General features: G+C 48.0%; 1 protein-coding gene. It reads right to left on the reverse strand.

Going from position 1 to position 527, the window contains the following annotated elements; translation table 11 throughout:
* Positions 1-527: protein-disulfide reductase DsbD domain-containing protein (locus tag R7044_RS27825; protein ID WP_263857077.1), on the reverse strand; the 527-nt coding region annotated here is incomplete at both ends.

Genomic DNA, 527 nt, shown 5'->3' on the forward strand with positions numbered 1-527 from the left:
CGCATCCCAATTTGTTTGCGTGACCTCAACAAAAGGCGAAGATTGAGGAACATTACTCACCGCTTGGGCGTAACTGAACATCACGTCTTCATCGACTTTTAGATCAGAAGGTAAGAACGTCAATTGAATTTGGTAGTCCGTCAGCACACAAATCGTAGTACAGGAAGAAAGCGTGAGCACTGCATCAATCGTGACGGGTTTCGACATATCGTCGATATGCAGCGTCATTGGGAACAAAGTGTCTCCTTTGTAACCGAGAGTCTCAATGCCCAATAACTCGAACTTTTGCGGATATGGCCATTGCCAATCAACCTTGCTCAGGTTTTGCGAGTTTTGCCAATCTATCGATGGCGCGACACCACCCTCGCCCGGCGATCGCCAATAAGTTTTCCAGTCTCCGCTCAGCTTAACATCCAAATAACCAGTGAGCGTTTTTGCTTGCGGATCTTGCTGACCAGTCAAAACAAAACGCGTTTGCACAGGCGGATGCTGTGGATTGGTCATCCATCCCGTATCGGTAGTTTGCG

It is taken from the genome of Vibrio sp. 1402 (assembly GCF_033340275.1).